This is a genomic window from Streptomyces sp. T39 (genome assembly GCF_008042045.1).
Taxonomy (GTDB): domain Bacteria; phylum Actinomycetota; class Actinomycetes; order Streptomycetales; family Streptomycetaceae; genus Streptomyces.
In genome coordinates this window covers 137,778-161,814 of record NZ_RDBP01000050.1, presented here as the reverse complement: position 1 = coordinate 161,814, position 24,037 = coordinate 137,778, and the positions used below count along the sequence as shown (strand labels likewise).

Annotated in this window: 21 protein-coding genes; 6 read left to right on the top strand and 15 right to left on the bottom strand. The window is 73.3% G+C overall.

The annotated features are described in order from the left end of the window. The first annotated feature begins 348 nt into the window (after nt 1–348). Entirely contained in the window at nt 349–1,077 is a 729-nt protein-coding gene (locus tag EAO77_RS31050; protein WP_410088740.1) for a helix-turn-helix domain-containing protein, read from the top strand. A gap of 48 nt (nt 1,078–1,125) precedes the next feature. Continuing rightward, nucleotides 1,126–2,196: a methyltransferase gene (locus EAO77_RS31045; protein ID WP_410088739.1), complete on the top strand. Its 1,071-nt coding sequence runs from the start codon at nt 1,126–1,128 to the stop codon at nt 2,194–2,196. Between the two features lie 201 nt (nt 2,197–2,397). On the opposite strand, the gene EAO77_RS31040 is transcribed toward EAO77_RS31045, so the two are convergent. Then, the gene (locus EAO77_RS31040) at nt 2,398–3,048 is read right to left on the bottom strand and encodes a DUF1707 domain-containing protein (protein ID WP_222723714.1); all 651 of its coding nucleotides are present in this window, start codon (nt 3,046–3,048) and stop codon (nt 2,398–2,400) included. Between the two features lie 444 nt (nt 3,049–3,492). Between EAO77_RS31040 and EAO77_RS31035 the strand changes: the two genes are divergently transcribed. After that, on the top strand, nt 3,493–4,527 hold the full coding sequence (locus EAO77_RS31035) for a hypothetical protein (RefSeq protein ID WP_147991658.1): 1,035 nt from the start codon (nt 3,493–3,495) through the stop codon (nt 4,525–4,527). 709 nt (nt 4,528–5,236) lie between these two features. Here EAO77_RS31035 and EAO77_RS31030 read toward each other — a convergent pair. Continuing rightward, on the bottom strand, nt 5,237–6,148 hold the full coding sequence (locus EAO77_RS31030; protein WP_147991657.1) for a LysR family transcriptional regulator: 912 nt from the start codon (nt 6,146–6,148) through the stop codon (nt 5,237–5,239). 83 nt (nt 6,149–6,231) lie between these two features. Between EAO77_RS31030 and lpdA the strand changes: the two genes are divergently transcribed. Both lpdA and EAO77_RS31020 read left to right on the top strand, forming a co-directional pair. Then, nucleotides 6,232–7,659: a dihydrolipoyl dehydrogenase gene (lpdA, locus tag EAO77_RS31025; protein WP_147991656.1), complete on the top strand. Its 1,428-nt coding sequence runs from the start codon at nt 6,232–6,234 to the stop codon at nt 7,657–7,659. 126 nt (nt 7,660–7,785) lie between these two features. Further along, a complete protein-coding gene (locus EAO77_RS31020; protein WP_147991655.1) occupies nt 7,786–8,082 on the top strand; it encodes a hypothetical protein in 297 nt (98 codons plus the stop codon). A 118-nt stretch (nt 8,083–8,200) separates the two neighbouring features. Here EAO77_RS31020 and EAO77_RS31015 read toward each other — a convergent pair whose 3' ends face one another. The 12 genes from EAO77_RS31015 to EAO77_RS30960 form a co-directional block, all read right to left on the bottom strand. After that, nucleotides 8,201–11,047, bottom strand: coding sequence for an amino acid adenylation domain-containing protein (locus EAO77_RS31015; protein ID WP_261994214.1), 2,847 nt, complete (start codon nt 11,045–11,047; stop codon nt 8,201–8,203). Nucleotide 11,048: 1 nt separating this feature from the next. Beyond that, nucleotides 11,049–11,834, bottom strand: a complete 786-nt coding sequence (locus tag EAO77_RS31010) for an ABC transporter ATP-binding protein (protein WP_147991654.1) — start codon at nt 11,832–11,834, stop codon at nt 11,049–11,051. Then, nucleotides 11,831–12,772, bottom strand: a complete 942-nt coding sequence (locus EAO77_RS31005; protein ID WP_147991710.1) for a FecCD family ABC transporter permease — start codon at nt 12,770–12,772, stop codon at nt 11,831–11,833. Before EAO77_RS31005 ends, EAO77_RS31010 begins: the two co-directional genes overlap by 4 nt. Before the next feature lie 50 nt (nt 12,773–12,822). Beyond that, a complete protein-coding gene (locus EAO77_RS31000) occupies nt 12,823–13,845 on the bottom strand; it encodes a FecCD family ABC transporter permease (RefSeq protein ID WP_147991653.1) in 1,023 nt (340 codons plus the stop codon). Next, complete coding sequence (locus tag EAO77_RS30995; RefSeq protein WP_147991652.1) at nt 13,842–14,858, bottom strand: ABC transporter substrate-binding protein; 1,017 nt, start codon at nt 14,856–14,858, stop codon at nt 13,842–13,844. The genes EAO77_RS31000 and EAO77_RS30995 overlap by 4 nt, the downstream gene beginning before the upstream one ends. 163 nt (nt 14,859–15,021) lie before the next feature. Beyond that, complete coding sequence (locus EAO77_RS30990; RefSeq protein ID WP_147991651.1) at nt 15,022–15,870, bottom strand: siderophore-interacting protein; 849 nt, start codon at nt 15,868–15,870, stop codon at nt 15,022–15,024. Beyond that, nucleotides 15,867–16,106: a phosphopantetheine-binding protein gene (locus tag EAO77_RS30985; protein WP_147991650.1), complete on the bottom strand. Its 240-nt coding sequence runs from the start codon at nt 16,104–16,106 to the stop codon at nt 15,867–15,869. Before EAO77_RS30985 ends, EAO77_RS30990 begins: the two co-directional genes overlap by 4 nt. Next, nucleotides 16,103–16,771 (bottom strand): isochorismatase family protein, encoded by a 669-nt coding sequence (locus EAO77_RS30980; protein ID WP_187283491.1) that lies wholly within the window; start codon nt 16,769–16,771, stop codon nt 16,103–16,105. The genes EAO77_RS30985 and EAO77_RS30980 overlap by 4 nt, the downstream gene beginning before the upstream one ends. 5 nt (nt 16,772–16,776) lie before the next feature. After that, entirely contained in the window at nt 16,777–18,384 is a 1,608-nt protein-coding gene (locus EAO77_RS30975) for a (2,3-dihydroxybenzoyl)adenylate synthase (protein ID WP_147991648.1), read from the bottom strand. Continuing rightward, entirely contained in the window at nt 18,381–19,577 is a 1,197-nt protein-coding gene (locus EAO77_RS30970; RefSeq protein ID WP_147991647.1) for an isochorismate synthase, read from the bottom strand. The genes EAO77_RS30975 and EAO77_RS30970 overlap by 4 nt, the downstream gene beginning before the upstream one ends. Nucleotides 19,578–19,593: 16 nt before the next feature. After that, the gene (locus EAO77_RS30965; protein WP_147991646.1) at nt 19,594–20,376 is read right to left on the bottom strand and encodes a 2,3-dihydro-2,3-dihydroxybenzoate dehydrogenase; all 783 of its coding nucleotides are present in this window, start codon (nt 20,374–20,376) and stop codon (nt 19,594–19,596) included. A gap of 326 nt (nt 20,377–20,702) precedes the next feature. Next, on the bottom strand, nt 20,703–21,524 hold the full coding sequence (locus tag EAO77_RS30960) for an SDR family NAD(P)-dependent oxidoreductase (RefSeq protein WP_147991645.1): 822 nt from the start codon (nt 21,522–21,524) through the stop codon (nt 20,703–20,705). A gap of 139 nt (nt 21,525–21,663) precedes the next feature. On the opposite strand from EAO77_RS30960, the gene EAO77_RS30955 reads away from it, so the two are divergent. Further along, nucleotides 21,664–22,257, top strand: coding sequence for a TetR/AcrR family transcriptional regulator (locus tag EAO77_RS30955; protein WP_147991644.1), 594 nt, complete (start codon nt 21,664–21,666; stop codon nt 22,255–22,257). A gap of 206 nt (nt 22,258–22,463) precedes the next feature. Here the strand turns inward: EAO77_RS30955 and EAO77_RS30950 are convergent, their stop codons facing one another. Further along, a complete protein-coding gene (locus EAO77_RS30950) occupies nt 22,464–24,005 on the bottom strand; it encodes a carboxylesterase/lipase family protein (protein ID WP_261994213.1) in 1,542 nt (513 codons plus the stop codon). Nucleotides 24,006–24,037 lie beyond the last annotated feature (32 nt).

Genomic DNA, 24,037 nt, shown 5'->3' with positions numbered 1-24,037 from the left:
GCCGCCGGCAACTCCAGCCCGAGAGATCGCAGTCGAGAGCGCGGGATTCGTTGCGGCGGCGTAATCGAGCGCGGTTCTCGCGGCCTCGTACCCGGCCCGGAAGACTCCTGCCGTGCCCGCTATCCGGGCACCGCAGGCCTCGTGGGGCCGGGGCGACGGCGACCCGGCCCCGGCGGAACATTCTTCCAAGACGGGGCCGCCCACGTCCGTCAGGGTGGGGGCATGCAGAGCGACGCAGTGGATGCAGGAGCCGTGGCCGTGGCACACGGTCCCGATGGCGGCGAGGGAGCCGGCAGCAGGTGGGAAGTGACGCGGCCCGGGAGCGCGACTGCCGTCAGCGGTGTCCGGATGGCCGGATTCCGGGATCGCGCCGGCCGGTCCCTGGACCTGCGGGTGCTGCCCCAGCCCGCCGTGGTCGTCGTCATCGGTCTCGGGGACGACCCGTTCACGGTCGAAGCGGGCATCGGGGAGCGGCCCTCGACGGGCCCGAAACCGAATCCGAGTCTGGTCGCTTCGTTGTCACCCGGTCCCGCGCGGGTCCGCGGCAGGAACGTCGAGTGCGTCGAGATGTGCCTGTCTCCCGTTGCCGCCTACACGCTGCTCGGTGTGTCGCCGCACGAACTGCGGGGGTCGGTCGTCGGCCTGGAGGACCTGTGGGGGCGGCAGGAACGGCAGCTCCGGGAACGGGTGGCCGCCGCCACCGCATGGCAGGAACGCTTCCTGCTGGTCGGCGAGTTCCTCGCCCGCCGGGCCGCTCGGGGGGCGTCGATGACACCGGAGGTCGCCGGTGTATGGGACACGATCATGGCGCGCGGAGGCCGGGTACGGGTCGACGACCTCGCCGCGTCCTGCGGGTGGAGCCGCAAGCGACTGTGGTCGCGGTTCAGTGCCCAGATCGGCCTCACGCCCAAGCGCGCCGCCATGCTCGTCCGCTTCGACCGTGCCGCCCGGGCGCTGCGCGCCGGCGGAAACGCCGCGGACGTCGCCCTGGCGCACGGATTCGCCGACCAGTCCCACCTCCACCGCGACGTCCTCGCCTTCGCCGGATGCACGCCGGCTGCCCTGGCCGGCCTCTGACCCGCCCCGGACACCACAGCCCCCGTCCGACGAGGAAGGAAACCATCCGTGAGCACCATGGACACAGCCGCCGCCCGAGAAGCCATGTCCGACCGAGGTCTGATCGTCCGGCTCGCGTTCGGCAGCATGGCCTCGCAGACCCTGCGCACCGCCGTGCGACTCGGTGTCTTCGACCTGATCGGCAGCGGCCGGCGGCCGGCCGTTGAGGTGGCCGCCGAGGCGGGAGCCGAGAACCAGCCCATGACGAGACTGCTGCGGGCCCTCGCCGGTCTGGGCCTTCTGGAGGAGCACGAACCCGGCGCGTTCTCGGTGACTGCCGCCGGCGCCCTTCTCGATTCCGGCCGCCCCGACTCGCTCGTCTCCTTCGTCCGGATGTTCACCGACCCGGCGATCGTGCGGGCGTGGGACGGGCTCGACACCAGCGTCCGGACCGGGGAGATCGCCTTCGACGCCGTCTTCGGCACCGACTTCTTCAGCCATCTCGGCCGACACCCCGGGCTCTCCGCCGACTTCAACGCGGCGATGAGCCAGGCATCCGAGGAGACGGCCTCCGTGCTGCCGCACGCCTATGACTTCGGCCGCTTCACCTCGGTCACCGACGTCGGCGGCGGCGACGGAAGCGTCCTGGCCCGCGTACTCGCCGCGCACCCGTCGCTCACCGGTGTCCTCCACGACACCGAGGACGGCCTTGCCCAGGCACCGGGGACGCTGGACCGGCACGGGGTGGCGGACCGTTGTTCCCTGGCTGCGGGCGACTTTTTCCGTTCCGTTCCCGGCGGCTCGGACCTGTACCTGATCAAGAGCGTCCTGCACGACTGGTCGGACGATCAGGCGGTCACGATCCTCGGCCACTGCCGCGAGGTGCTGCCGCCCGGCGGGCGCGTGCTGGTCGTGGAGCCAGTGCTTCCTGAGGTCGTCTCTCCGGGTGCCGCTGCTCACGCCTCGGACGACGGGATCACTTATCTCAGCGACCTCAACATGCTGGTGAACCTGGGCGGGAGAGAGCGCACTCGCAAGGACTTCGAAGAAGTGTGCCACCGCGCGGGGCTGACCGTCGTGTCGGTGACCCCGCTGCTGGAGGCGGCTCCCTTCTCCCTGATCGAGTCCGTGGCAGGCTGAGCACGAGCGCGTGGCGGGGGGTGCCTGCCGGGGCAGTCGGACGGCCGGAGCAAGGTGCGTGGCAGGCCCGCCGGGCACCGGGTGGTCCCCCGTTCCGTCCCCGTCGGATCCGGCCTCGTCCACTGCCGGGCTCTTCGACCGTCCCGGCCGGGTGCCGTGGCCGGACCTGGCCGACGACGAGACGAGACCGTACATGGGGTCTCACACCGGTCGCGACTGCTTCTCGATGGAGCGGTCCATCCGTCTGGTCCTGGTGACAACGCCACCGAACATCGCGAGGCCCTTGATGAGCACGCGTGGGGTGCCCGGCTTGGTGTGCTTCCGCGCCCCGCGCTTTCCGAACACACCAAAGAGTCCGAAACCTCTGACCTCGACCTCGATGTCGTCGGGGAGGACGATCTCGGTGCCGCCGAACAGCGCGACGGCCCGGATGACCGTCTCCTGCTCGGCGTACCGCGCCTCGCTGAGGTCGAGTTGGCCGCCGCCCCACATCGACCAGGCGGTGAAGCGCGGCGGAACCACCCACTCGCCCCGGCGTTGGAACCCGCCGAACATGCCTAGGGCGAAGCGCGAAGTGGGCGCACGGTCCACCACGAGGGCGTCCCGGGGGCCGATGTCCGGCAGACCGCGCCCGGCCACGTCGAGCTCTCCGTGCGTCCTGGCCTGGTAGACCTCGGTCAGCCGGGCGTCGAGAGCGTCCACCTCCAGACGGCCGGCGGCGACGGCCATCCGCACCTTCTCGGCGACGCGGTCACGGTCGTCGTCGGCGGCCAGGAGCTCACTGGCCTGGGCATGCGCGGGCTCTCTCCGCATGTTCCGGTCGTGGCCGGGATGTCCAGAGTGCTCAGTCATGTCGTCAACCCCTCCACACCCTGCTTTCGCACAGGGAACTTCTTCACCTGATATGCCGTCTGCCGGCGGGGCGTCGCCGGCGCATCAGTTGCGTACCGCGCCGCCACGCTGCCAGGACCACCTTCCCCCACTCCCCGCCCGATGCATGTCGAGAACGCTCGGGCGACGTGCAGGACGGGACGCCGTGATGCTGTCGACCGCCTGCGCCCACCGCGCGGGTTCCTTTCGGTACTCCTCCGAGATGACGCAAGGTTCGCCTCAGCGGTTCAGAGAGCGATGCCGGTTCGATTTCGGCACTCTTCCAAAGCGTGCGGAAAAGACTCCCATCCTCCTGTGACCTGGGCCATTACCCCCGGCGTAATCGACCCTGCTCCGGCGGACAGGCAGTTTGGTTCCCACGGGCGGCAGCGGGCCGCATCGGGCGGGAACGAGACGAGGTACAGGATGTTCACGGGTCGGCGTGGTGTGGTGGGAGTCGCGGTGCTGGCGGTCGTCGCGGGGGTGGTGACCTCAGCGGCGGCGCTGCCGGCGGGCAAGGAGACCACCGCCGAGGGCGACTGCCCGGAGGTGCGCGCCAAGGTCGAACGACTGGAGGGCAGGATCACCCCGAACGCCTGCGCCTTCATGCGTCGGCAGATCGCCTTCGGCGAGCTGCCGACGGCCACCCCGCCGGCCGTCGGGGACCTGAGCCACCCCCGGGTGAAGGCCTATCTCGAGATCTTCGACGAGGAAGCCACTCTCTGGGAGGCGGGCAGCGCCCCGCAGCGCGGCCACACCGTGATCGGCACCTCCATCACCGGATCCCTGAGGCTGGTACCCGACCTGCGCTACCGGGGCACGGACGTGGTGGCCGACGGCGGTGTAATGATGTTCGGCCAGTGGAACGAGGCCACGCTGAAGGGCCACAAGGTGGCCTACCCGCAGATCGCCCGCAATGTCCTCGGGGACGACGGCAAGACCCTCCAGGCCCGCCGCTACTACGACCGCTACGCCCTGTTCAAGGACACGGTGCCCGAGTTGGTGCCCGCGAGCCTGTTCGACGGGATCGCAGATTCCGGCCGGACGCCGTCCCGGGGCCCGGCGCCTGCGCACTTGAGGGCTGTGGAGATCCCGCATCGGCTGGCGGCATGGAACGGGGAGAACACCGACGCCCTGCTCGCCCGGACGGGCAACGCACGACTGTCGGGGCCGGGTCTGCGCGCGCCGCTCACGACGGACGCCGGCAAGCGGGCCTACCTCCAGCGGTTCTTCGGCACCGCGGACGTCCGGTTCAAGGCCGGCCAAGCCGCCTTCGGCAGGACCACGACCTACGTGGAGTGGCACGGCACGGTCTCCGGACCGAAGGGTGAGAACATCCCGTTCGGGATCGTGGAACGCTTCGGCCCTGGCGGTGAGTGGGAACTGTACTTCGACACCCTCCCGCTGGTCGCCGACCCGGCAGAGATCGACACGCTCTTCCAGAAGCTGGCCCAGCCCTGACCGTTCCCGCCCGGTGGCCTCACTTGGGCACGCAGCCCTCTCCGTGGCAGGCGCTGCAGCGTTGGTGCACGGACAGGGCGAGCCGCACCTTCGGGTCGGGGTCGGGTTGGTGGCGAGGGCGCCGCGCTCGACGGGGTCGGGGTCCGTGCGGTGGGCGATCCTCTCGCGCACCTGCGGATACAGGGCCGATAAACAGTAGGACCACCACGTCTGCGGGCCGGCTGGGGGGTGCCGGCGCTCGCGTTCGACCGCCGCGGTGAGGACGCCGTCCCCGACCGTTCTGCTCAGGACCCGGCGCATCAGCAAGTCCCAGCACGCCGTGAGGCCGTGAGGCCTGCCCACTGCCAGACGAGCCCACTGCCCGACGAGACGGCCGTGCACATGCCCCGCACGTACGACGTCGAGCTACTGGCGGGCGGCTTCCACCGGCAGCTCTCTCCCGGGCCGCGCCGAAGCATGCCCACCCACCCCGAACCGAAAGCCCGTTCCCTGTGGGTCGCCATGTGAGACCGACTGCCGCCCAGCACACGGGCCGCTGCATATGTCCGGGTGCTCAGCACGGCGGCGCCGAGGGCGTCGAGCAGGCTCCGGTCCCGGAACAGCACCATCCGCACCACCGACGGGCCGTCGACAAGCAGCCGGTACCTTCCCGTCCCCCGCCGGGACCGGGGCCCCCGCGAGGGACGACGCTCGCCGGTTCCACGGGAGGTTACTGCCCCCGGTCTGACGTGCCGGAGTCGACGACAGCCTGGCTGTTGGCGGTCAGTTCGGTGAAGACGGCCCCCGCACCGGTCAGCGGGACACGGGAGAACACCGCCAGGGGGCGGTGCCACGGCGGGTCGACCGAGAGCAGAAGACAGTCTTCTCCGACGGCGCCCCGGACCATGTGGGCGGGGGCCATGACGGTGCCCACCCCTACGGCCGCCATTCGCACGGCCGTGGAGGTGTGTTCTGTACGCAGCACCGTGCGCGGGGTGAATCCCACCGCCCCGCAGGCCCAGTCCAGGACGGGCTGCCCGTCCACCAGCGGTTCCATCGCGCAGCGGATCCAGTCGCGGTCGGCGAGCTCGGTGAGGCGGACGGTCCCGCGCCCGGCGAGGGGGTCGTCGAACGGGACGACGATGACCAACTCCTCACGGCCCACCCGCACCAGGGGGCCCTTCCAGTCCTTGGGTTCGGGGCCTACGGCGAGGTCGGCGGCCCCGCGCTCCAGCTGCTCCTCCAGGGCTTCTGTGGAACCGTACTCGCGCAGCACCAGGGAGACCTCGGGGTGCAGGGACCGCCAGCGGGCGGTGATGCCCGGGAGCATGCCGACTGCGATGGCGTGCACGGTGGCGATGTGCAGTTCGCCGCCGGTTACCCCGGCCGCCGCCCGGGCGGCCCGCTCCGCTTGGCGGGCGCTGCGGACGGCGAGCTGCGCGTGCGGCAGGTAGGCGCGGCCCATGGCGGTGAGCCGGACCCCCCGCGGCATGCGCTCCAGCAGCGCGCCGCCCACGGCTGTCTCCAATGCCTTGACCTGGTGGGAGAGGGCGGGCTGGGTGACGTGCAGGGCGTCGGCGGCCCGGGTGAAGGAGGATTCCTCCACGACGGCGAGGAAGTACTCCATCTGACGCAAGCTCATGATCGGCAAGCATAAGGAGCCTGCATGGAGTCCAGAACATCTTTGCCTTGGACTGCGAGGAACAGCCGGTACAGGCTTGGTACATGAGCAACGACAGCAACAGCTTCGGCGACGGCACCGTGGACGTGATCGTGGTCGGCGGCGGCACCGGCGGCTACAGCACCGCGCTGCGCGCCTCAGCCCTCGGACTGACCGTGCTGCTCGCCGAGCGTGACAAGGTCGGCGGGACCTGCCTGCACCGCGGCTGCATCCCCAGCAAGGCCATGTTGCACGCGGCTGAACTCGTCGACGGCATAGCCGAGGCGCGCGGGCGTTGGGGTGTGCGGGCGAGCGTGGAGTCGGTGGACTGGGCGGTGCTCAGCGCGACCCGGGACGACATCGTCGGCCGCAATCACCGGGGTGTGGAGAGCCACTTGGAGCACGCCGGGGTGCGGGTGCTGCGCAGCGGCGCCCGGTTGACCGGCCCGCGGTCCATCCGGGCCGAGGATGGACGGGAGTACACCGCCACCCGGGGGCTCGTGCTGGCCACCGGGTCCCGGCCGCGCACACTGCCCGGGCTGGAGTCAGCCGGGCAGACGGTGGTCACCAGCGACGACGCGCTGTTCGCGCCTGGTCTGCCGGCTTCGGTGATCGTGCTGGGCGGCGGAGCCATCGGCGTGGAGTACGCCTCCTTCCACCGTTCCATGGGGGCCGAGGTCACCTTGGTCGAGGCGGCGGACGGGCTGGTGCCGCTGGAGGACGCGGACGTGTCCCGGCACCTGGCGCGCGGCCTGAAGAAGCGCGGAATCGACGTGCAGACGGGCGCCCGGCTGGAGGGCGCGGCGGTGGCGGGCGGGGTCGTCCGCGCAACCGTGCGAACAGCGCGCGGGGAACTGCGCGAGCTGACGGCGGAGCGCCTGCTCGTGGCGGTCGGCCGGGTCCCGGTCACCGACGGGCTCGACCTCGCGGCTGCCGGGCTGGCCACCGACGAGCGGGGGTTCGTGGCGCCGGCCGACTGGTCCCGGTTGGAGACCGCCGTCCCTGGCGTCCACGTGGTCGGCGACCTCCTGCCGGCGCCCTCGCCGGGGCTGGCCCACGCGTCCTTCGCGGAGGGGCTGCTCGTCGCCGAGACACTGGCCGGGGTGGCGAGCGCGCCGGTGGATTACGCGACGGTGCCGCGGGTCACCTACTCGGCGCCGCAGACCGCCGCTGTGGGGTTGACTGAGGCGCAGGCGCGCGAGGCGGCATACGACGTGGTGGTGAACACGATGCCGCTGACCGCGGTGGCCAAGGGGATGGTGCACGGGCAGGGCGGCACGGTGAAAGTTGTCGCGGAGCGGGGCGGACGGGTGCTGGGGGTGCACATGGTCGGGCCGCACGTGTCGGAGATGATCGCGGAGAGCCAACTGATCGTGGGGTGGGACGCCGAGCCGTCCGACGTGGCCCGCTACGTCCATCCCCACCCGACGCTCTCGGAGGCGGTGGGAGAAGCCTTCCTCACGCTTGCCGGCCGAGGGCTTCACCAGCAGTAGCCGCCCGCCTCGGGCGGGCTGGACGGGACCGACCCGACGCCGCTGCCTCCGCGGCGGGGCACGGCGACAACGCCAACGGGTGCCGTAGTCCTTGCCGCCGTAGCGGATGCGGATGCCGGCCCCCTCGTGCAGGGCGCCGTCACGCACCGCCGCTGGTGGGTCGAGCGGTGGGCGGACGGCGTCGCCTGCGTGACGGGGCTGGTGGCCGAGGGCGTTCAGGTCGCGCTGCTGGAGGGTACGGTCGCTGCCGCTGTGCCCGGCCTGCGAAGCGGGCGCCCCGCACGCCCCGAAGGTCGGACAGCCCGCAGTCTCTGTGAAGATGCCCTCGGCGCGGGCCATCAGCTTGATCGCGTCCACGATCTGCCCGTCGGTGAGGTCCTCGACGGCACCGCCGGTGCGGCAGCAGTGGTGCTGTTGCCGTAGATCCTCGGGCCGGCCTCGAACATCATCGGCGGTGGGGCCGCCGACGGCGTCCCAGGCGGGGTGCCGGAGTCACGGCTGAGGCGGTGCGGGCAGTCGGGGGAGGCCAAGCACGGCGACCCTAGCGCCGTCTTCCTTTCCTCACCTCCCGCACGATCGCGATTGCTACGGCCAGTCCGCCGAGAACGAGCATCACGATGGTGGCCACCGGGTTGTCCGACCTTCGGGGCGTGCGGGGCGCCCGCTTCGCAGGCCGGGCACAGCGGCAGCGACCGTACCCTCCAGCAGCGCGACCTGAACGCCCTCGGCCACCAGCCCCGTCACGCCCGTCCAGGGCGGCGAGCGCCGCCTCCACCTCGCCGGTCTCCACGCGGTGGCCGCGGACCTTGACCTGGCCGTCGCCGCGGCCCAGGTAGGTCAGCCCCTTCCCCGGTGTCCAGCTCGCGCGGTCGCCGGTGCGGTACATCCGCTCGCCCGGGGCGCCGAACGGGTCGGCGACGAACCGCTCGGCGGTCGCCCCCGGCATGCCCAGGTAGCCGCGCGCCAGGTGCGGGCCCGCGAGGTACAACTCGCCGGGGGTCCCGTGGGGCACGGGCTGCAGCGCGGCGTCGAGCACGTAGACGCGGGTTCCGGCGAGCGGCACGCCGATGGTCGGCTCGTCGCCGGCGACGAGGCCGGCGGTACTGGTGACGCTGGCCTCGGTGGGTCCGTACATGTTGCGCGCCGTGACACCCGACGCGGCGACGCGCCGCCACAGCGCGGGCCCGGTGGCCTCACCGCCGAGGACGAGCAGCGCGGGGTCGAGGTCCAGGAGTCCGCCGTCCAGCAGCGGGACGGCCATGGAGGGGGTGGTGTCCACGATGTCGATGCCGTCGCGCCGGAACACGGCGAGCAGGGCGTCGGCGTCACGGGTGGTCCCGGCGTCGTAGACGTGCAGTTCGTGACCGCAGAGCAGCCACACCAGGTGCTCGAAGGCGGAGTCGAAGGCGAACGAGTAGGTGTGGGCGGCACGGAGCGGCCGTTCGCGGGTGGACTCGGCGCAGGCGACGGCGGTGTTGCGCTGGTGGTGCACGAGCGCCGCGAGGCCGCCCACGCGGCCGAGCACGCCCTTGGGGCGGCCGGTCGATCCGGAGGTGTGGATGACGTAGGCCAGGTGGTCGGGGTGCCGGGGGGCGGCGAGTTCGGCCTCGGTCAGCGGCGCCCGGGAGAGACCTTCGGCCTCGGCGAGCAGGGCCGTCCAGGGCAGTCCGCCGACGGGGGCGTCGCCCGCGCCGTCGGTGAGGACCAGGACCGGCCGGGTGTCCGAGACCAGTTCGCGCAGCCGTTGCGCCGGGTACGCGGCGTCCAGCGGCAGGAACGCGGCGCCCGCGTCCATGACGGCGAGCAGGGCCACGACCGCGTCGGCGGAGCGGGGCAGCGCCAGGGCCACGACGTCGTCGCAGCCGATGCCGCGGGCGCGCAGGGCGCGGGCCAGCCCGTGCACCCGTCCGGCGAGTTCCGCGGCGGTCAGCCGCACGCCGCCGCACACCAGCACGGTGCGCCCGGGGTGGGCCGCGGCCAGGGCGTCGAGGGCGGCGGGCACAGGGGCCGGCTCGCCGGGCAGGGCCGGCGGGGACCACGCGCCGAGGATCGCGTCCACGTCGTCGGCGAGGGCGACCCGGCCGACCGGAAGCCCGTCGACGAGGCCGGTGAGCAGGGCGCGCAGACCGGCGAGCTTCGCGTCGACGGCGGACTGGCCGCCGGCACGGGCGTCGACCTCGAAGCCGAGGAGCAGTCCGCCGTCGCGGGTCGGCAGGACGCTGAGCCCCATGTCCTCGGGCGGGCCGCCCGCCACGTTGCGCAGGATGCCGGTGGCGCCGGCGAAGTCGATGGCGAGGTCGAAGGCCTTGAGGTTGATGCCCCGCCCGTGCAGCAGCGCGCCGGCACCCGGCACGCCGAGGTCCCGGGGCAGGTCCTCGCCCCGGTAGCGCTGGTGCGCGCGCATCTCGCGCATGGCGGCCGCGACGCGGCGGCTCAGGTCGCCCAGACCGTCGCCGGACCCGACGGTCACCCGCAGCGGGAGCACGTTGACGGCCATGGAGGGGGTGCGCAGTTCGGCCGAGCCGGAGCGGCACATCAGCGGCAGGGCGAACACCACGTCCGTGCGGCCCAGGGCACGGTGCAGGAACGCGGCGTAGACGGCGATCAGCGCCTCGCCCCAGCTGACGCCCTCGCGGTCGGCGAAGGCGCGCAGCCGGGCGGTCTCCTCGGCGGTGACGACGGCACGGGCCGTCACGGTCCGCTCGGGCGGACCGGCGGCGGTGCCCGTCTCGCCGAGGTCGGGCAGCGGGGTGAACCGTTCGACCCAGTACGCGCGGTCCTCGGCGAAGCGCTCGCTGTCCCGGTAGGCGAGGTCGGCGGCGACGAGGTCGGCGAAGGCGCCGAACGACGGTGCCGGGGGCTCGGTGCCGCGGACGAGGGCCGTGTAGCGGGCGGCCGTGCGGCGCGCGAGCATCGCGGCGGTGTAGCCGTCGAAGACCAGGTGGTGGCCGAGCTGGGTGTACCAGACCTCGCGGTCGGACAGGCGTACCACCGTGCGCGAGCAGAGCGGCCGGTCGACCATCCCCCGGCATTCCTCGCCGGTTCTGGCGCGCTCGGCGGCCACCAGGGCGTGGGCGGCGGCCACCGGGTCGCTCTCGCGGCTCAGATCGACCACCCGCGGCCGGGGGACGGGGTCGGCGCACACCGTCTGGCGCGGCCCGTCCGGGGTGTCGTGGACCCGCAGCCGCAGGGTCTCCGCCTCCTCGGTGGTCGCCCGGACCGCCTCGGCCAGCGCCTCGGCGTCGACCGGCTCGTCGCCGGATATCTCCACGACGTCGCCGACCACGTAGTACGGCGAGTCCGGTTCGAGGCGCTGTGCGTTCCAGATGCCCGTCTGGGCGCCGGTGAGGGGGAGCAGTCCGTGCGAGGACCCGCTTGCGGTGGCCAACTCACTCTCCTTGCAGTGTGGGGACGACCATCGGCGTGCCCGTGACCGGGTCGGGGACGACGACGCTCGGCAGGTCGAACACGTCCTTGATCAGCGCGGCGTCGACGGTGTCCGCCGGCGGGCCCTCGGCGACGACGCGTCCGTCCTTCATGACGACCAGGTGGTCGGCGAAGCGGCACGCCTGGTTGATGTCGTGGAGGACGGCGATGACGGTGCGGCCTTCGTCGCGCAACCGGGTCAGCAGGCCGAGCAGTTGGTACTGGTGGGTGATGTCCAGGAACGAGGTGGGCTCGTCGAGCAGCAGGTAGGGCGTCTGCTGGGCCAGGACCATGGCGATCCACACGCGCTGGCGCTGGCCGCCGGAGAGCTCCTGGACATGGCGGTCGGCGAGGCCGGTGACGCCCGCGGCCTCCATCGCCCCGGTGACCGCCTTCTCGTCGGCGGGCGACCACAGGGCGAACAGGCCCTGGTGCGGGAAGCGTCCCCGGCCGACGAGCTGACGGACCCTGATGTCGTCGGGCGCCTGCGGATCCTGGGGAAGAAAACCCAGCTGACGGGCGAGTTCCTTGTTCGGGTAGCCGCCGACCTCGCGGCCGTCGAGTTCGACGCTGCCGGAGGCGGGGGCGAGCAGCCGGACGAACGCGCGCAACAGGGTGGACTTGCCGCAGCCGTTGGGGCCCACGACGGCGGTGAAGGCGCCGTCCGGGACGTCGACGCTCAGCGCGGTGGACACCACCCGGTCTCCGTAGCGCAGGGAGATGTCCCGCGCTCTCAGGCGTGCGGTCACGCTCGCCTCACTTCCTTGGTCAGCAGCCAGATCAGGTAGCAGCCGCCGATCGCGGTGCTCACCACGCCGACGGGCAGCGCGACGGGCGCGAGCAGCATCTGGGCGAGCAGGTCGGCGCCGAGGAGCAGCACGGCCCCGGTGAGCGCGGCCGGCAGCAGGGGGACGCCGGCCGCGCCCGCCAGCCGGCGGCCGATCTGCGGGGCGGCGAGCGCGATGAACACGACGGGACCGGCGACGGCGGTCACGGTGGCGGTGCAGCCGACGCCGACGAACACCATCAGCAGGCGCAGGCGGTCGAGTCCGACGCCGGTGGTCACGGCGACCGCGTCACCGAGCGCCGCCTGGTGCATGGCGTGTGCGCTCAGGGTCATCAGCAGCAGGAGCGCGCCGATGATCACGAAGGGGATCGTCAGGTCGTCCCATCCGACGCCGTTGAGGGAGCCGGCGCTCCAGCCGACGGCGGCGATCGCCACCTCCAGTTCGGCCCGCAGCACGATCCAGGAGTTGAACGCGGTCACCATGGCGTTGATGCCGATGCCGATGACGACCAGCCGCATCCCGGAGAACCCCCGGTCGAACGCGAGGAAGTAGATCGCGGCGGCGACGGCCAGTCCGCCGATCACCGAGCCGGCCGCCAGCTGGGCGGAGGTGCCCGAGAGCACGGTGAGGGCGACCAGGGCACCGGTGTAGGCGCCCGCGTCGAGTCCGATGACGTCCGGGCTGCCCATCGGGTTGCGGGTGATGTTCTGGAAGATCGCGCCGGCGACGCCGAGCGCGGCGCCGAAGACGAGTGCCGCGAGCACGCGCGGCAGCCGCCAGTCGAGGATCACCACGGACTGCTCGGCGCCGCTCAGCACGGCGAGCACCTCGCCGGGCGTCGCCCAGGTCGCGCCGTAGCAGAGTCCGAGCAGGCCGAGTCCGAGCAGCAGGACGGTCATCAGGGCGGCGAGCACCAGGGTGCGGCGTTCGGGCCGCAGGGCGTACGCGGTCACAGCGACCCCGTCCCGTAGCGCCGGACGGCCCAGATCAGCATCGGTCCGCCGAGGAAGGCGGTGACGACGGCGACCGGTACCTCACCGGTGGGGAGCAGGACGCGCGACCCGACGTCGGCGATCAGCAGCAGCACCGGGCCGAGCACCGTGCTGTAGAGGACCAGCCAGGGCACCGACCCTCCGGCGGCCCTGCGGACGAGGTGGGGCACGATCAGTCCTACGAAGAGAATCGGGCCGGCGATCGCCGTGGCCGCGGCGCAGAGCACGGTGATGAGCACCAGCACGGCGGCGCTTGCCCGGTTGACCCCGGCGCCGAGGGTGTGGGCGACGGTCTCGCCGAGCGTCAGGACGTCGAGGGTGCGGCTGAGCACGAGCGCCCCGGCCAGCGAGCACACGATCGCGGTCAGGGGCAGGGCGAGGGGCGCCTGTTCACGGGCGGCGAGCGAGCCGACGGACCAGAACCGGTACAGGTCGAAGGTGTCGGGGAGCATCAGCCGCAGACCCAGGGTGACACCGCTGAGCACCGCGGTCAGGGCGACACCGGTGAGCACGAGCCGCAGCGGCGAACGCCGTCCGACGGCGGCGACCAGGAGCGCTGCGGCCACCGATCCGGCGACTGCGAAGGCGAGCTGCCCGGCCTGGCCGGAGACCACGCCGAGCGCGGACCCGACGGTGATCGCGAACCCGGCACCCGCGGTGACGCCGAGGATGCCCGGTTCGGCCAGCGGGTTGCGGGCGAGCGTCTGGATCAGCGCGCCCGCCACGGCGAGCGCCGCGCCGACCGCGACGGCCAGCAGCGCGCGGGGCGCCCGGACGTCGCGGACGATCACCTGGTCGTCCGTGCCCTGGAAGTCCACCAGTGCCCGGACGACCTCGCCGGGAGGGACGGAGCGGGCGCCGACGCCGATGCTGAGCACGGCGACGGCCCCGAGCAGGACCAGCCCGCCGACGAGGAGGGCGGCCCTGGGGGCGGACCGCCCTGCTTCGGTCACCTCGGGCGCGTGACCTGCGGCGCTCACTGGTCCAGCAGCGGCGCGAGCGCCTCGTCGATCGCGTCCAGCGTCTTCATGGCCTGGCCGTAGGAGGCGGCCTCGGTGTACCGGATCGGGAAGGTCTTCTTCGCCTTCACGGCCGGCAGGTTGGCCCAGAGCTTCGAGTCCAGGACGTACTTCACCGCTTCGGGGACGGAGCCGTCGGCCTGTACGGAGTACGTGATGACGTCGGCCTCGCCGAGGGAGTCCGGGAGCTCCTCGATGGACGGGTACTCGCTCACGGACTTGGAGCCGGGTCCGGGCTCCTTGACCTTGCCGTAGTAGACGGCGCCGATGTCCTCCACGATGTTGGTGCCCCAGGAACCGCTGAACTCGCGGTGGAAGTTGCCCTTGGCGACCTCGCCGTACGCGCCGACGTGGCCTGCCTTCAGCTGGGGCAGCACGTCCTTGTAGGTTGCGGCCAGCTCGGACGCCCTCGCCTCGTACGCCGCCTTGCGGGTGTCGAACTCGCCGAGCGCACCGGCGGCGTCGGCCTGCTTGCGGGAGAGGTCGCGCCAGGCGGACGGCACGGTCGGGCCGATCGCGACGACGGGGGCGATGGTCTCCAGCCGCTTGACGTCGACGTCGGCGAGGACCGGTGCGGGCACACCGATGACGATGAGGTCGGGCTCGGCCGCCGCGATGGCCTCGTAGTTGGTCTCGGTGGCGAGCTCACCGGCGACCTTGGTGAGCTTCTTGTACGTGGCGAGGTCCTCCTCGCTCATCAGCGGCTCGCCGCGCTTCCACGAGGAGATGCCCACCAGCGGTGCGTCGGCCTCGATCAGCACGGGGACGGCGTAGCCGGTGGCCACCACGCGCTTCGGGGCGGAGGGAATGGTGATCTTGCCGTTGTCGGCCTCGAACACCCTGGTCCCGCCACCGGACTTGGCGGAGTCCGAGCCCGTCTCCCCCTTGTCCCCATCGGACGACGCACCACATCCGGTCAGCGCCACGGCCAGGGCCAGGGCTCCGACGAGAACCGACGGTCTGCGTATGGACATGCACAACTCCTCGTAGATAGGTAAGGCTTACCTTAGTAGATTCTCGGCCATCGGGAGCCGTGTTCCACCTGTTGATACGCCCCGGCATCCGGCCGGTCCGGGCGCCAACCACCGTGCGACCGACGGCAGGTGTCGTCCCGTCGGACAGGCGCGGGGCCGGCGGTCAGTGGTCCTCGTCGAAGTCGGCGACGCCGCGCTTCCAGTAACCCGTGATGTCGTGGTCGGCCCGGTCCAGGCCGAGATCGTCCCGCACCCAGCGGCGCAGCGGCTTGATCTGCCCCGCCTCTCCCGCGGCCCACACGTACACCCGCTCACCTTCCGGGATCTCCACCCCCGTCACGGCCCGCGCCAGCTCGTCACCGGTGCCCGCCGGCCGGTCGCCGCGGTGCAGCCACCGCACCTCGAAGCCGTCCGGCGCCGACAGCGCGATCTCCTCGCCGGGGCCCGCCACTTCGGCGAACACCCAGCCGCGGGCGTCCCGGGGAAGCTCCTCCAGCCACCGCGCGATCGCCGGCAGGGCCGTGATGTCACCGGCCAGCAGATAGCGGTCGTACGCGTGCGGCACGATCAGGCCCCCGGGCGGGCCCGCGACATGCACGACGGAACCCGGCAGCGCCCCGCGCGCCCAGTCCGACGCCAGGCCGCTCTCGTGCGCGGCGACGTCGATGTCGATCTCCCCGGCGACCGGGTCGTAGCGGCGGACGGTGTACTCCCGCGACGTGGGCGCCGGACGCGGCCACTTCAGCATCGTCCCGTTGGGCTCGGGCAGCCGCAGGGAACCGTCCGGCTCCCGGAAGACGAGCTTCACGTGCTCGTCCGGCGCGTGCGCCTCGAAGCCCTCGGTGCCGGGCCCGCCCAGGGTGACGCGGAGCAGGCCGTCACCGATCCAGGCGGTCCGCACGACCTCCGTCTCCCGGACACGGATCGGGTAGCCCACCTTCTCCGGCACCCGCCCGGCGCGGACCTCCGCGATCCGCTCCAGATGCCGGTGCCGGTGGTCGAGGCGCGTCACGCGGCCGAACCCGTCACGAGTTCCGTCCAGCGGCCCAGCTCCGGCTGTTCGGCCAGATCGGGGAACTCCAGCGCCGGAGCCCCGTCCGCACGCCACCGTTCCACCAGCGTCATGATGCGCATCGAGTCCAGCCCGAGGTCGAGAAGGTTGTCGTCGGGCGCGATCGCCGCGGGGTCGCAGCCGAGCAGCTCGGCGACGTCGGCACGGACGCGTTCGGAGGTGAGCGGGGCGGTCATCGGCGGACTCCTGCGGGGATCGGTGCGGACAGAGCGGTCAGCGCGTCGGCGGTGGTGGTCACGACGCCGCACCGCTGGGCGACGTACTCGCACGCCTGGTCGTGGCGTTCGCGCGAGAAGTCGGCGACCGCGTCGGCCACCAGAAAGGGCTGCACATCGCGCATGAACGCCTCGACGGCGGTCGCCTGCACGCCGATGTGCGCGTACACGCCGGTGATCAGCAGCTGGTCGCGCCCGAGCCCGTCGAGCTGTTCGGCGAACGTGCTGCGCTGGAACGCGCTGTAGCGCCACTTCACGAGCACGGTGTCGTCCGCCTCCGGGGCGAGGTCGTCGACGACGTCGGCGGCCCGCGGGTCCGCGTCGATCACCCTGCCGATCCCGTCGCCCCAGAACTCGGTGAGCAGCCCCCGGTCCGCCGGGTCCTGCCTGCCGGGCTGCGCGGTGTAGAACACCGGGACGCCCTGCTGCCTGGCGAGCCGGAGCAGCCCCGCGATGTTCGCCGTCACCTCGGGCACGGGCGACCCGGCGTACGGCGCCAGGAAGTACCGCTGCATGTCGTGGACGAGCACCGCCGCGCGGGCCGGGTCCGGCCGCCACCGCACCCGGCCGGCGGGCAGTTCACCGGCCCCGGGGAGGGCGTACGGCCGGATTTCGGGCAGGGACACTCTCATCACTCCTCTCGCGCGAGGGCGGCCAGGGCCACCCTCAGCTCTCGCTTGCTGGTCTTGCCGACACCGGTCACCGGGAACGCCTCGACGACCTGCACCAGGTCCGGCACCTTGAAGGCGGCCACGCCGCGCTGCCGCACGAAGGCCCGCAGCTCCGGGCCGGTCGGTCCGGCACCCGCTACGGGCACCACGTAGGCGCAGGTCCGTTCGCCCAGGTACGGGTCCGGCACGGCGACGACGGCGGCGTCGAGCACGCCCGGATGGGCCATCAGGTGGTTCTCGACCTCCTCGGCCGCGACCTTCTCCCCGCCCCGGTTGATCTGCTCCTTGGCCCGTCCGACGACCTCGAGCTGACCGCCGGGCATGCGGCGCACCAGGTCGCCCGTCCGGTAGAAGCCGTCCTCGGTGAACGCGGTGGCGTTGTGCTCCTCGGCCCGGTAGTACCCCCGGATCGTGTAGGGCCCCCGGGTCAGCAGCGCACCGGCCTCCCCGTCGGCCACGTCGGCGCCGGTCTCCGGGTCGACCACGCGGACCTCGTCGTCGAGGGAGATCGGGCGGCCCTGGGTCTCCAGCACGATGTCCTCGGGGTCGTCCAGCCGCGTGTAGCAGACCAGGCCCTCGGCCATGCCGAACACCTGCTGCAGACGGCAGCCCAGCGCCGGACCGATCCGTTCGGCCAGCTCCCGGCCGCACTTGGCGCCGCCGACGAGCAGGACCTCCAGCGAGGACAGATCGCGCTCGGTGCGGCTCGCGGCCTGGACCCAGGCGGCGGCGAGCGGCGGCACCACACCGGTGATCGTCACCCCCTCGGCCTCGATCAGCCGGAACGCGGTGTCGGCGTCGGGCCGCGGGGCCATGACGGTCGCCGCGCCCGCGTGCAGCGCGCCGAGCACCCCGGGCGAGCTGAGCGGGAAGTTGTGGGCCACGGGCAGCGTGGCCATGTACACGCTGTCCGGGCGCAGGGCGCAGATCCTGGCGCTCTCCCGGACGCTGTACAGGTAGTCGTCATGGGTGCGGGGGATCAGCTTCGGCAGGCCGGTGCTGCCGCCGGACAACTGCAGGAACGCCACTCCCGCCGGGTCCGGGTCGGGCAGTTCCCGCGGCGCGGTCGCGGCCAGCCCGTCGAACTCCCCGGATCCGACCACGAGCACCCGGCGCACGGAGCCGGTGTCCGCGGCGACCTCGCGGGCGGTCGCCGCGTGGTCGTGGCGCTCGTGCTCGCCGACCGTGATGATCGCGGCCGCCTCGCTCTGCCCGGCGATGTGCCGCAGTTCGCTGCCGCGGTGCGCCGGCAGGGCGAAGACGGGCAGCACCCCGGCGCGCCACAGGCCGAACACCACGGGCAGGAACTCGGGGATGTTCGGCAGCTGGAGGACGGCGCGTTCCCCCGGGGCGAAGCCCGCCGCGACGAGGCCCGACGCGATCCGGTGGGCCCGGTCGTCGAGTTCGGCGAAGGTCCACCGGGTGTCCCCGCCGACGACGGCGGTCCGGTCCGGGTACGCCGCGGCGAGCGACGTCAGCAGGGCGCCGAAGGTCTGTCCCCGCCAGTGGCCGGCCGCACGGTAGCGCGCGGCGGCCTCGGGCGGCCAGGGCACGTGACCGGCGGTCATACGGGCTCCTCCAGACCGACGGCACGCAGCAGCGTGCGGAACTTGGCGGCGGTCTCCGCCAGTTCGGCCCGCGGGTCGGAGCCGGCGACGACGCCCGCGCCGGCGAACAGCCGCACGGTGCGATCGCAGACCTCGGCGCTGCGGATCGTCACCGCCCACTCGCCGTCGCCGTCGAGGCCGGTCCAGCCGACCATGCCGGCGTAGTAGCCGCGGTCCTCCGGCTCCAGGCGCGCGATGGCCTCGGCCGCGGCGCCGGCGGGAACGCCGCAGACGGCGGGCGTCGGGTGGAGGGCCTCGGCGAGTCCGAGCGCCGAGCACGCGGGTTCGGCGGGGTCCGCGAGCCGGCCGGTGATTCGGGTGGACAGGTGCCACATGGTGGGCGTCCCGATCACCTCGGGGCCGTCCGGCACCTCGAGGTCGACGCAGAAGCGGCCCAGCACCTCGGCCACCTGCCCGGCGGTGTGGGCGTGCTCGCCCAGATCCTTCGCGGACTCCCGCAGGCGGGCGATCCGTTCACGGTCGAGCGCCTCGTCGCCCGTCCGGGGCGCGGAGCCGGCCAGCGGGTTGGCCACCACGGTCGTCCCGCGCCGTGAGACCAGCAGTTCGGGGCTGGCACCGACCAGGGTGCGCGGGGCCGGGTCGCCCGCCGCGGTCACGTCGGCGGCGAAGGCGTACGCGGCGGGGTCGGCGCGCACCAGGCGGGCCAGCAGCGCGGGAACCCACACCGGCGCGTCGGCGGTCGCCTCCAGGCACCGGGCCAGCACGACCTTGCGCAGCTCGCCGCGGTCGATGAGCTCCAGCGCGCGGCGCACCGCGTCGGTGTAGCCGTCGGGTTCGGGCTTCGGTCTGAGGGACCAGGCCGCTCCCGCCTCCGCGTCCGGAGCGCGCACGGCACCGGGGGCCCCGGCACGCCGGACGACGGAGGGAACCACCAGTCCGGATTCCGCCCCGGGACGGAATCCGACGGCCCCGGCGACGACCGGTTCCGGGACTCCGGCCGCGGCCGCGGCGGCGAGGGCCGCGGCGGCACCCCGGGCATGGGACCCGTCCGCCGGGAGGACCCGGGAGTGGACGCCGTCGGCCAGGAGAGTGCCACGTGGTGAGGAGAAGTAGAAGGAGCCGGGCAGATAGGCGGCCAGCAGGTCGGCGGCCCGGTGCACGGGCCGCGGGCGCTCCACAGCGGATATGGTCACGTCAGCGATTCCTCTCTCAGGCGCGCAGGGTTGCGCCGCCGTCGACGAACAGGTTCTGCATCGTGATGTGCCGGGCCCGGTCGGAGACCAGGAACAGCACGGCGTCGGCGATGTCCTCCGGGTCGGCGATGCGGCCGAGCGGCACACCCACCCGGAACTCCTCGGGGGTTCCCGCGATCACCCGGGCGCGGTCGTCCTCGCCCGTCCACAGCTGACGCTGCATCGGCGTGTCGGTCGAGCCGGGGGAGACCACGTTGCACCGGACGCCGTGGGCGGCGACCTCCAGCCCCAGGCAGCGGGTCAGCATGGTGGTGGCGGCCTTGGAGGCCGCGTACGCGCCCATGTTGGTACGGGGGACCCCCGCCGCGTTGGAGGCGACGGTCACCAGACAGCCGCGCCCCCGGGGCACCATGCGGCGGGCGAGGGCGCGCAGGACGAAGAAGACACCGTCGGTGTTGACGGCGAAGGTGGCCGCCCAGTCCGCGTCCGTGGTGTCGGTGAGGGATCCCGGCCGCAGGATCCCGGCCGCGCTGACGCCGATGTCGACCGGACCCATGTCCCGCTCGACGCGGTCGACCACGCCGGCGACCGCGGCGGCGTCGGAGACGTCCGCGACGAAGGGGACGACGCGCCCCCGCGAACGCTGCGCGAGTTCCGTGAGCCCCTCGGCGGAGATGTCGACGGCGGCGACGGTCGCGCCCGTACGGACCAGTCCGTCGACGACGGCCGCGCCTATTCCACTGGCCGCGCCGGTAACCAACGCCACCGAGCCCACGACCTGAGCATCCCGGGCAGGCATGAGCTCCCCCTCGCTAGGTTAAGTAAGCCTAACCTAAGTCGCGCGAGGGTTACCGCGCAAGCTCGTCCGCGTCACGCGGCCGTGCGTTCATGAGTGTTCGTCAGGTCGCCTACACGATAGGGCGGATGGGCGCCCGGCGCCGTCGCGGACGGCGGATCGGCCGGATGTCGCCCCCGGGTGTCCGGGCGGGGCCCCCGGCTGGTCGCAGCACGCCCTGGTGGGACTCGCGCGCCCCGGCGCCGCCGTGATGCGGTGTCACGTCCCCGCGGGCTGCCGCAGGCCGGCCGCCACCAGCGGGGCCCCGGCGACGGGCGCGGAGGGGGGGCTCATGCGGCGCGCTTCTCCGGCTTCGGGGCGGCGGCGGCCGGGGCGGCCAGCACCTTGCGGGTGATGCGTTCCGCGATGGCGGCGACCAGGGTCCGGGGGCGGCGGGGTGCCAGATGGGCCGTCAGGGCGTTGCCGAGGCCCGGGGCGACATAGCCGCGGTCGCGCTCGAGAGCGCGCAGCGCGGCGCGTACGACGGGCTCCGGGGTGGTCATGGAGCCGGTGACGGCCGCCCGGCGGGTGCCGATGGTGTCGAAGAAGGCCGTCTCGACCGGGCCGGGGCACAGGGTGAGCACGCGGATGCCGCGCCCCCGGTACTCCTCGCGCAGCGCGAGTCCGAAGTTCAGCACGAAGGCCTTGGCGGCCCCGTAGACGGCGAAGTACGGAGACGGCTGGAAGGCGGCGTTGGAGGCGACGTTGACGACCGAGCCGCCGCCCCGCTCCAGCATGCCGGGCAGCAGCTCGTGGGTGAGGTCCACGAGTGCGACGACGTTGACCATCAGCTGGTCGTGGTCGCGGGCCCCGGCTATCTCCTCGAAGCGGCCGCAGGTGCCGAAGCCGGCGTTGTTGACCAGCAGGTCGACGGTCAGGGAGCGGTCGGCGAGTTCTCCGGCGACGCGACGGCCCGCGTCCGGTTCGGCCAGGTCCTGGACCACCACATGGGCGCGGATCCCGTGCTCGGCGGTCAGGCGCTCGGCCAGGGCGGCCAGCCGGGATGCGGAGCGCGCCAGCAGGATCACGTCATGTCCTCGGGCGGCCAGCTGCGCGGCGAACTCCGCGCCGAGGCCGGACGACGCGCCGGTGACAAGGGCAGTGCTGTTCATGGGTTTCCTCCATGACTGGGCGTCAACTGAAAGCAGAAAGTATCAGTAATGCCGTCAGTCGCAACAGGTCTGTTGCAGATAACCTGCGCAGTGCTGCACCGGTGTATTGTTTGCCCGGGCAACCGGTCTGCTGGGAGGCATGATGAGTGAGACGGCGGCACGATCCCTGCGAGCGGACGCGGAGCGCAGCGTGCGGGCGATCCTGGAGGCGGCCGAGCGTGTGCTCGCCGAGGAGCCCGGAGCCTCCATGGAACAGATCGCCGCGGCCGCCGGAGTGGCCCGCACGACGATCCACCGGCGGTTCGCCAGCCGGCAGGCGCTGATCGAGGCGCTCGCCGTCTCGGCGGCACGGCAGCTCGCCCAAGCGGTGGACGACGGCAGGCCGGCCACCGCGCCGCCCCTGGTGGCGATGCACCGGATCACGGCCAACGTGCTCCAGGTGAAGAGCGCCTGGGCGTTCGCCCTCGAACTGCCGGCCGATCCGGACAGCGAGGCCGCCGTCCTCCACGCGGACATCGCCCGCCGCTGCACCGACGTGCTGCGACGGGCCCAGGCGGACAAGCTCATCGATGAAGCGGCCGACCTCGACTGGGTGCGCCGGGTCTACTACGCGCTCCTCGGCGCATGCCTGCACGGCGGCACCGACGACGCCGACCCGGATGAAGCCGACCCGGACGCCCTTGCGGCCCGCATCGTCGACACCCTTCTCCACGGCGCCGGCCCACGCCCCTGAGCCGCGAGCGCCGGGCTCTCGGCCCGCCGGCCATGCCGCCGCCCGGCAGGGCGCTGCCCGTCCGCGCCGGCGACGCGCGGACGCCACCCGCGTGAGCGCTGCCGGTCTCCGGGGCGGTCACGCGGGCGGACGCCGCGGCGGGCGCGGCACCTCGTGCGGGGCGGCCCCGCACCGGTCGGGCGGTCAGGGGCAGGACCCCGCCGGAGTCAGGAGCGGGCCGCAGCCCCCGGGAGCCACAGGTCGCACCTGTGGTCCTCGGGGAAGGTCGTCGATGCCGTGATCGCGTCGGGGGCGAGCACCTGCACCTTCGGGTACTGGTTCCAGCGGGGGGCGCCGGTCGCGTACGGGATGCCGGTGCGGGCGAAGGTGGTCCAGTAGCCGAGGATCCGGTCCGCGAGGGTGTTCTGGGCGGGGGTGCCCGAGACGCCGCCGAAGACGTACCGGATCTCGGAGCCGTGCGGGGCGCCCAGGGGGAAGCTCACCGGCAGATCGAGGTGGTCCATGGCACCGGGGTCGGCGAACTCGTACTGGTACGAGCGGGTGTGGCCGGCCATCAGCCGCGCCGAGCGGGACTGGAGGCAGGCGAACTGCGAGTCGGTGAAGATCGCGCCGAGAGCCTCGGCGGGGGTGCCGTAGCCCGACAGCGGGTAACGGGCGAGGATCGCGTCGGCCCGGTCGCCGTAGAGCGCGCGGACGGCCACCGGGTAGCCGGCCGGGGTGAGCGGGCGGCCGGCCAGGTCGTAGGTGGACGCCACCGTCAGGCGGCCCTCGTCGGCGGTGGTGCCCTGGAGGACGGGCACCCGGTGGAACCTGCCGCTCTCCAGCGCGTCGGCGATCTGCAGCGGGACGACCCGGCCGTCGACGTTGGGAACCCAGCGGGCGGTGGGGTTCACCGAGGCGGCGAGCAGCTCGCCCGCCGGCTTGCCGCGCAGGCAGGCGACGTCGGTGCAGCCCAGTGAGCCGGCCCAGGACGCGCCGTTGCGCTGCTGCGACTCCTGGGTGGGCAGGGGGAAGCCGCAACCGGACTGGGCGATGGCCCGGTCGAAGAGACCGGTCGCGCCGGGGGAGACCAGGTGCTGGCACACGCTGCCGCCGCCGGCCGACTCGCCGAAGACCGTGACGTTGCCCGGGTCGCCGCCGAAGGCGGCGATGTTCTGCCGCACCCAGCGCAGGGCCGCCTGCTGGTCGAGGAGGCCGTAGTTGCCGGAGACGCCGTCCGCCGACTCGCCTGCCAGCCCCGGGTGGGCCAGGTAACCGAACGCTCCCAGCCGGTAGTTGAGGGTGACGACGACCACGTCTCCCCGGTGGGCCAGCTCTCCGCCGTCGTAGAAGGTCCCGGAGCCGATGGTGAAGCCGCCGCCGTGGACCCAGACCATCACCGGCCGGTCGCGCAGGGAGCGTTCGGCGGGCACATGGACGTTGAGGTACAGGCAGTCCTCGCTGGGGGTGCCGGGTCCGGCGAGATCGCCCCAGGGGGTCGACGAGTTGGTCTGCATGCAGGGGTTGCCGGGGGTCCTGACGTCCCGGACGCCCGTCCAGCGTGCGGGCGCGGTGGGCGGCTTCCACCGCAGGCCGCCGACCGGAGGCGCGGCGTAGGGGATGCCGAGGTAGTCGTCGGCCCTCTCGCCCGCGGTGCCCCGCACCTGCCCGTAGCGGGTGGTGACGGTCGTGTCGTCGGCCCGCGGGGCGGCCGCGGCGGGCACGGTGCCCAGACCGGCCGCGGAGAGCAGGAGCGCGCTCGCCAGCACGCCCCGTAAACGGCGCCTCCACGACGGCGGGC